Origin of the sequence: Streptomyces capoamus (assembly GCF_014654935.1) — a bacterium.
Lineage (GTDB): Bacteria > Actinomycetota > Actinomycetes > Streptomycetales > Streptomycetaceae > Streptomyces > Streptomyces capoamus.
This window is the reverse complement of record NZ_BNBF01000028.1, coordinates 76,030-83,746: the sequence shown is the minus strand read 5'-3', so window position 1 is coordinate 83,746 and position 7,717 is coordinate 76,030. Positions and strand designations below refer to the sequence as shown.

The window sequence follows — 7,717 nt, the reverse complement described above, 5'->3', positions numbered from 1 at the left end:
GGCACGCACGTCCGCCGCGTTGTCGTCGGTCGCCGACGCTCCGCGTCGACTCCCTCCTCCGCCTTGCGGCCGCACGCGCCGAGCCCCGCTCACCGGCACCGACAAGGCGCCGCCGATCCGAGTCGGGCCGATCCGAAAGACACGCCCTAGAGCAGCGCGAACTGCCCGTCCGGGCCCTCCTCCTGGTGGTCGAGGACCGAGGCGGGCCGCCGGGACGACTCCGGTGCCGGCAGGACGCCCGCCTGCCGCAGGGCGGTCGCCGTGACCGTCCGCACCACCCGCAGCCCGGCCCGCCGCGCCCGCGCTTCCGCCAGCAGGGCGAGGACCGTGATCAGCTCCAGCAGCTCCGAGGTCCACCCCTGCGGCCAGGCCGCCGGGCGGACCGCGGCCAGGGTGCCCGGCTCGGCCGGCGCGATGCGGGCCGCGCACCAGCTCTCCAGGACCCGGACCCCGGCCACCTCGTGGTCCCAGGCCTCGGGCGGGACGGGCGAGATGCGGCCCTCGTCCAGGTACAGGGTCTCCTCGTCGCGGTCGTAGCGGACGGCGACGGGACGGCCCGGCAGCGGCGCGCGGACGTACGGGCGCCGGCCGCCCGGCAGCCTGGGGCGCTCGCCGTCGCGCAGCATCAGCCACAGCGTCCGGCGGCCCACGTCCACGCCGGCCGCCCACAGGACGGGGTCCTCGGTGAGTGGGACGGTGAGGTCCGGGCGGACCGTCGCCAGGATCCAGGCCAGCACGTCCGGCGCCGAGGGGCGGACGCCCAGCCGGGCCGCCAGGTGGTCCAGCAGGCCGGGGGCCAGGTTCGGCTCCGCGCCGCCGGGGCGGCGGTACAGCGGGCGGACGCGGCCGGTGCGCAGCACCGGCAGGTGCGAGGTCGCCAGCAGGGGGGTGTCGGCGTCGCCGGTCTCGACGGTGAACATCTGCCGGGCGTCCGCCACCCGCCACAGCTCCGGCCGGGCCGCGTCCAGCAGCCGGTGGTCCGGGATCAGCCACTGTTCGTCGAAGGCGGCGGCCAGCACCCGCACCGGCTCCGCGCAGGGCCCCTCGGCGCGCGCGAGCCGCTCCGTGCCGCTGGACCGGCCGGGCAGCTGCGCCACCGCCGACCGGAGCGTACGGGCGCGGGTCGCCTCGAACAGGCGCTCCCGGTCGGGCCCCTCGGCCGTCAGCAGGGTGTCCCAGCGGGCCCGGAGCGAGGGGGCGTCGGGCGCCATCGGCCAGGTGCGGCCCAGCCGCAACGGTGCGACGGACCACGGCATGAGGTCCGCCAGCGGCGGAGCGTCGTCGTGCGTCACGCTGGGCATGGTACGGCAGCGCCCCGGACGGGCGCGGGGAACCGCGGGAGGGGCCGCGACGGGCCCCGCGGACGACGGACGGCCCCACCGGGCCGAGCCCGGCGGGGCGTTCAGGCGTCCAGGGTGACCGTGAAGGAGAAGCGGTCCCCGCGGTAGTGGATGACCGCCACGTCCAGCACCCGGCCGTCGGTGCCGTACGTCACGCCCGTGTAGTGCAGGATCGGGCTGAGCAGCGGCACTTCGAGCAGCCGGGCCGTCTCCGGGTCGGCGAGCCGGGCCTCCACCGTGTCCGTGATCCGGCTGATGTCCGCCTGCACCAGGTCCCGCAGCACCTTGGTCATCGGCCAGCGGACCAGGTCGTCCGGGTCGATGCGCTCGGCCAGTTCGGGACGGACGTGGTTGACGGCGTGGTTGGTCGGCTCACCGGTCTTCTCGTCGCAGCGCAGCCGGTGGTACGAGGCCACCTCCGCGCAGTCCGGGAAGTGCTCGGCGAGACCGGCCGGCACCGGAACCCGCCCGTGGCCGAGCAGCTGGGCCGTCATCCCGGACTGCTGGGCCACGATCGCGTCCACCGAGCCCAGCAGCCGGACCGGGGCGCCGCGCCGGACCCCGGGTTCGATGAACGTGCCGCGCCGCCGGTGCCGGCTGATCAGGCCCTCGTCCTCCAGCTCCTTCAGCGCCTGCCGCATGGTCAGCACGCTCACGCCGTAGTGCTCCGCGAGCCGTTCCTCGGTGGGCAGGCGCAGCGGGTCCTCGGGCGAGCGGCCCAGTATCGAGGCACGCAGCGACTGCGACACCTGGTACCACAGCGGCAGCTTGCGGTTCAGGACGATCGAATCCGGAGCGAAGGAGGTCACGCGGCTATCCGTACCCGGCTGAGAACGTTCGGCGCAACGGGGGCGGTCACGGCCGGAAGTGCCGCTGCAGCCCCTGCCACACGTCGTCGTAGCGCTGCTGGAGGTGCTCGGCGCCGGCCGCCTGCGGGGTGAGGGCCACCGGCCAGCGGGTCTCGAACATGAAGGCCAGCCCGTCGTCGATCTTCTGCGGACGCAGCTCGGCCGCGCTCGCCCGGTCGAAGGTCTCCCGGTCCGGACCGTGCGCCGACATCATGTTGTGCAGCGAGCCGCCGCCGGGGACGAAGCCCTCCGCCTTCGCGTCGTACGCGCCCTCGATCAGGCCCATGTACTCGCTCATCACGTTCCGGTGGAAGTACGGCGGCCGGAAGGTGTCCTCGCCCACCAGCCAGCGCGGGGCGAAGACCACGAAGTCCACGCCGGCCAGGCCGGGGGTGTCCGACGGGGAGGTCAGGACCGTGAAGACGGACGGGTCCGGGTGGTCGTAGGAGATGGTGCCGATGACGTTGAACCGGCGCAGGTCGTAGACGTACGGCACATGGTTGCCGTGCCAGGCGACCACGTCCAGGGGGCTGTGGTCGTAGGTGGCCGTCCACAGGTTGCCGCAGAACTTGTTCACCACCTCCACCGGGCCCTCGACGTCCTCGTACGCCGCCACGGGCGCCCGGAAGTCCCGGGGGTTGGCGAGCCCGTTGGCGCCGATCGGGCCGAGGTCGGGCAGCCGGAACGGCGCCCCGTAGTTCTCGCACACGTAGCCCCGGGCGGTCGGGCTCTGCCCACCGTCGGCCGCGGTGTCCAGCAGTTCCACGCGGAAGCGCACCCCGCGCGGGATCAGCGCGACGTGGGACGGCTCCACGAGGAGCCTGCCGAACTCGGTGTGCAGCAGCAGTGAGCCGCGCTCCGGCACGATCAGCAGCTCGCCGTCGGCGTCGGAGAAGACCCGCTCCATCGAGGCGTTGGCGTGGTACAGGTGCACGGCCATGCCGGTGCGCTGGGTCGCGTCGCCGTTGCCGCCCAGGGTCCACAGGCCGGCGAGGAAGTCGGTGCCGGCCGGGGGCTCCGGCAGCGGGTTCCAGCGCAGCCGGTTGGGGTCGGGCACGGTCTCGGTGAAGGGGGCGGTGCGCAGCGCGCCGCCCGCGGTGCGGGTGAACGCCGGGTGGGCGGCCGACGGGCGGATGCGGTACAGCCAGGAGCGGCGGTTGTGCGCCCGCGGCTCGGTGAACGCCGTGCCGCTCAGCTGCTCGGCGTACAGGCCGAGCGGCGCGCGCTGCGGCGCGTTGCGGCCCTCGGGCAGGGCGCCCAGCACCGCCTCCGAGGCGTGTTCGTTGCCGAACCCGGTGAGATACGTCAGCCCCTCGGCGGATTTCCGTGCGTCCCCGCTCATGATCGCTCCCTCGCGCTCCTGATTCCTATGCATCACCGTAGGAATCAGCGGTGATCCGCGCAAGAGGTCCCGGGGTCCTCCTCCTCCCCCAGGGGTAGGCGCGGAACCAGACCTGAGGGGGATCCGGGGCGCGGGGACCCTGTTCTACGCTCCCGGTCATGTCGTGGACGAAGGGGAAGCGTGGACCGCTCGCCGCGCTCGCGGTGTGCGTCCTGCTGCCGCTCGGAGCGGCGGCCTGCACCGGCGGTGAGGCGCACGGGGGCACGGTCGCCTCCTCACCCGTGGGAAAGGTGCTGGACGAGACGGACGACACCGGCCGGAACCTGCGCGAGGTGTCCGCGGACGACGCCCCCCAGGTCGGCCTGGAGGTCACCCCGGACCCGGCCGGCGGCTGGGACGTCCGGCTGGCCTTCCGGCACTTCCGCTGCTCCGCGCCGACCGCGCGGCCGGCGGCGGTCACCGGCCGCGGCTTCGCCCGCCTCTTCGTGGACGGCCGAGGGGTCGCCCGGCTCCACGGCACGGCGTATCACCTGGCCGCCGGTGTCGTCCCGCGCGGCACCCACGAGGTCACCGCGCGCCTGTACGCCGACGACGGCACGGTCTGGGCCGTCCGCGGCAAGCCCGTCGAGAGCACCGCCGACATCACGGTGTCCGACGCGGAGGCGGGCACACCGGATCCGCCGGCCGCGTCCCCCCGGTCCTGAGTGCCCGGGCCGTCCGTCCGCGTACTGGGGGCAGAGGTTCACCGGACCCCGGCGGAAAGGCATCATGAAGCCCGTGCCCCACGCGACATCGCTCCGCCGCGCGCCCGTCCAGCGGCGCAGCGCCGAACGGCTGACCAGGATCCTGGACGCCTGTGCCGAACTCCTCGACGAGGTCGGCTACGACGCCCTGAGCACGCGCGCGGTCGCCGAGCGCGCCCGCGTCCCCATCGGCTCCGTCTACCGCTTCTTCGGCAACAAGCGGCAGATGGCCGACGCCCTCGCGCAGCGCAACCTGGAGCGGTACATCGAGCGCGTCACCGAGCGGCTGAAGGACGCCCGCAGGGGCGACTGGCGGGCCGCGATGGACGCCGTGCTCGACGAGTACCTCGCCATGAAGCGCACCGCGCCCGGCTTCTGTCTGGTCGACTTCGGCAACCAGATCCCGGTCGGCGTCCGGCAGGCCGAGCCCAACACCCGGGTCGCCGACCGGCTCGTCCTGCTGCTCGCGGACTACCTGGACCGGACCCCGGACGAGGAACTGGGCCGCGTCTTCCTGGTCGCCGTGGAGACCGCCGACACCCTGGTCCAGCTGGCCTTCCGGGTCGACCCCCAGGGGGACGAGCCGATCATCCGGGAGACGCGCACACTCCTGCGGGCCTACTTGGGGCGCGTGCTCGACCAGGCGGGGCCGGCCGAGGCGGGTCCGGCCGGGCGGGGCGACTGAGGAGAGTCGGGGAGGCGGGCCGGGGAGCGCGGGCCGGGGGAGCGCGGGTCGGGTGAGGCGGCTCGGGTGAGGCGGCTCGGGTGAGGCGGCACGGGTGAGGGACTCCCCTCCATGCATACCGGTCGGTATGCTCACCCGGAGCCTGCCCGCCCGCGTGTGCCCGGGCGGCCCGACGCCGACCCCTACGGGAGGACCCGTGTCCCGCACCGCCCTGCGAATCTGCCCCCTGTGCGAGGCCACCTGCGGGCTGACCCTCACCATCGAGGGCACCCGCGTCACCGGCGCCCGCGGCGACCGGGACGACGTCTTCAGCAAGGGGTTCATCTGCCCCAAGGGCGCCGCCTTCGGCGCCGTCGACGGCGACCGGGACCGGCTGCGTGCCCCGCTCGTCCGCAAGGACGGCACCCTGCGCGAGGCCACCTGGGAGGAGGCCTTCGACGCGGTCGCCGCGGGCCTGCGCCCGGTGGCGGAGCGGTACGGCCCCGACGCCGTCGGCGTGGTCCTCGGCAACCCCAACGTGCACACCGTGGCCGGCGGCCTCTACCCGCCCGTCCTGGTCGGCGCCCTGGGCACCCGCAGCCTGTTCACCGCCTCCACGGTCGACCAGATGCCCAAGCACGTCTCCAGCGGACTGCTGTTCGGCGACGCGAACGCGATACCGGTGCCGGACCTCGACCGCACCGACCACCTGCTGCTCCTCGGCGCCAACCCGCTGGAGTCCAACGGCAGTCTGTGCACCGCGCCCGACTTCCCCGGCCGGCTCAAGGCCCTCAAGGCCCGCGGCGGCCGGCTCACCGTCGTCGACCCGCGCCGCACCCGCACCGCCGCTCTCGCCGACCGGCACCTCGCGATCCGCCCCGGCACCGACGCCCTGCTGCTCGCCGCGATGGCCCACACCCTCTTCGCCGAGGACCTGGCCGACCCCGGGCACCTCGCCCCGTACGTCCAGGGGCTCGACGAACTCCGGGAGGCACTGGACGACTTCACCCCCGAAGCCGTGGCCCCCGCCTGCGATCTGGACGCCGGTGACATCCGCACCCTGGCCCGCGACCTCGCCGCCGCCCCCACCGCCGCCGTCTACGCCCGCATCGGCAGCTGCACCGTCCCGCACGGCACCCTCGCCAGCTGGCTGGTCGACGTGCTCAACGTCCTCACCGGCAACCTGGACCGCCCCGGCGGCGCCCTCTTCCCGCAGGCCGCCACCGACCGCACGCCCCGCCCGGCGGGCCCCGGCCGCGGCTTCCGGCTCGGCCGCTGGCACTCCCGGGTGAGCGGGCACCCGGAGGCCAAGGGCGAGTTGCCGCTCTCCGCGCTCGCCGAGGAGATCGACACCGCGACCGACGCGGGTACCCCGGTGCGCGCCCTGATCGCGATCGCCGCCAACCCCGTGCTCTCCGCACCCGACGGCGACCGCCTCGACAAGGCCCTGGCATCCCTGGACTTCATGGTCAGTGTCGACCCGTACCTCAACGAGACCTCCCGCCACGCCCACGTCGTGCTGCCCCCGCCCCCGCCCGCGCAGAGCCCGCACCACGACTTCGCCTTCAACACCCTCGCCGTGCGCAACCAGGTCCGCTACAGCCGCCCCGCCGTCCCGCTGGAACCCGGCCGCATGGCGGAGACCGAGATCCTCGCCCGGCTCGTCCTGGCGGTGAGCGGCATGCACGGCACCGACCCGGCCGCCGTCGACGCCATGGTCATCGATCAGACCCTCGCCAGGGCGGTGCGGGACGAGCACGCGCCGGTGGCCGGCCGCGACCCCCGCGCCCTGGCCGCCCTGCTGACCGGCGAGAACGGACCCGAGCGGCGGCTCGACCTGATGCTGCGCCTCGGCCCCTACGGCGACGGCTTCGGCGCCCGGCCCGACGGGCTGACCCTGGAGAAGCTGCTCGCCCACCCGCACGGCATCGACCTCGGCCCGCTGCGCCCCCGCCTGCCGCAGCCGCTGAAGACCCGCAGCGGCCGGATCGAGCTGCTGCCCGAACCCGTCGCCGGCGACCTGCCCCGGCTCCGCGCGGCCCTGCGCGAGCGCCCCGCGGGTCTGGTCCTGGTCGGCCGCCGCCATCTGCGCTCCAACAACAGCTGGATGCACAACGTGCCCGCCCTCACCGGCGGCAGCAACCGCTGCACCGTGCACATCCACCCCGAGGATGCCGCCCGCCTCGGCGTCCGGGACGGCGCGGACGTGCGGGTCAAGGGCGCCGGGGGAGAGGTGGTGGCCCCCGCCGAGGTCACCGACGGCATCCGGCCCGGGGTGGTGAGCCTGCCGCACGGCTGGGGCCACGACCGGCCCGGCACCCGGCTCGGCCACGCCGGAACGGACCCCGGCGTCAACGTCAACCAGCTGCTCGACGGCAGCCTGCTGGACCCGCTGTCGGGAAACGCCGTCCTCAACGGCTTCCCCGTGGAGCTCACCGCGGTCGTAGCACGGCCGTGACCTGGAGTTCTGCGCTTATTGCTCGCACGTCAACGTCTTGTTAACGCCGTTGCGACGGACCTAACGTCATCGCACCGCCGACCCCCAGGTGGGATGTTCAAGGGCGAACGTTAGGTATCCACTCATGCTGACCATCCTCGGCTTCGCCATGATCGCGACCTTCCTGGTCCTGATCATGACGAAGAAGATGTCGCCGATCGCGGCGCTCGTGCTCATACCCGCGCTGTTCTGCGTGGTCGTGGGCAAGGGCGCCAAGCTCGGCGACTACGTCATCGACGGCGTCACCGGCCTGGCCCCCACCGCGGCGATGCTCATGTTCGCG

At 74.5% G+C, this 7,717-nt stretch carries 6 protein-coding genes and 1 pseudogene; 4 read left to right on the top strand and 3 right to left on the bottom strand.

Features of this window, described 5'->3' with window-relative positions:
* Positions 1-146 precede the first annotated feature (146 nt).
* The 3 genes from IE312_RS32555 to hmgA all read right to left on the bottom strand — a co-directional run bounded on the left by IE312_RS32555 (position 147) and on the right by hmgA (position 3,530).
* Positions 147-1,301, bottom strand: coding sequence for a type ISP restriction/modification enzyme (locus IE312_RS32555; protein WP_189985846.1), 1,155 nt, complete (start codon positions 1,299-1,301; stop codon positions 147-149).
* Between the two features lie 101 nt (positions 1,302-1,402).
* Entirely contained in the window at positions 1,403-2,149 is a 747-nt protein-coding gene (locus tag IE312_RS32550; protein ID WP_189985845.1) for a GntR family transcriptional regulator, read from the bottom strand.
* Positions 2,150-2,195: 46 nt separating this feature from the next.
* Complete coding sequence (gene hmgA, locus IE312_RS32545) at positions 2,196-3,530, bottom strand: homogentisate 1,2-dioxygenase (RefSeq protein WP_189985844.1); 1,335 nt, start codon at positions 3,528-3,530, stop codon at positions 2,196-2,198.
* A gap of 158 nt (positions 3,531-3,688) precedes the next feature.
* On the opposite strand from hmgA, the gene IE312_RS32540 reads away from it, so the two are divergent.
* The 4 genes and pseudogenes from IE312_RS32540 to IE312_RS42865 all read left to right on the top strand — a co-directional run.
* Positions 3,689-4,234, top strand: coding sequence for a hypothetical protein (locus tag IE312_RS32540; protein WP_189985843.1), 546 nt, complete (start codon positions 3,689-3,691; stop codon positions 4,232-4,234).
* A 64-nt stretch (positions 4,235-4,298) separates the two neighbouring features.
* Positions 4,299-4,958, top strand: a complete 660-nt coding sequence (locus IE312_RS32535) for a TetR/AcrR family transcriptional regulator (RefSeq protein ID WP_189985842.1) — start codon at positions 4,299-4,301, stop codon at positions 4,956-4,958.
* A 196-nt stretch (positions 4,959-5,154) separates the two neighbouring features.
* On the top strand, positions 5,155-7,395 hold the full coding sequence (locus IE312_RS32530; protein WP_189985841.1) for a molybdopterin oxidoreductase family protein: 2,241 nt from the start codon (positions 5,155-5,157) through the stop codon (positions 7,393-7,395).
* Positions 7,396-7,519: 124 nt separating this feature from the next.
* Positions 7,520-7,717 (top strand): annotated as a pseudogene (locus IE312_RS42865) (citrate:proton symporter); the annotation flags it as partial.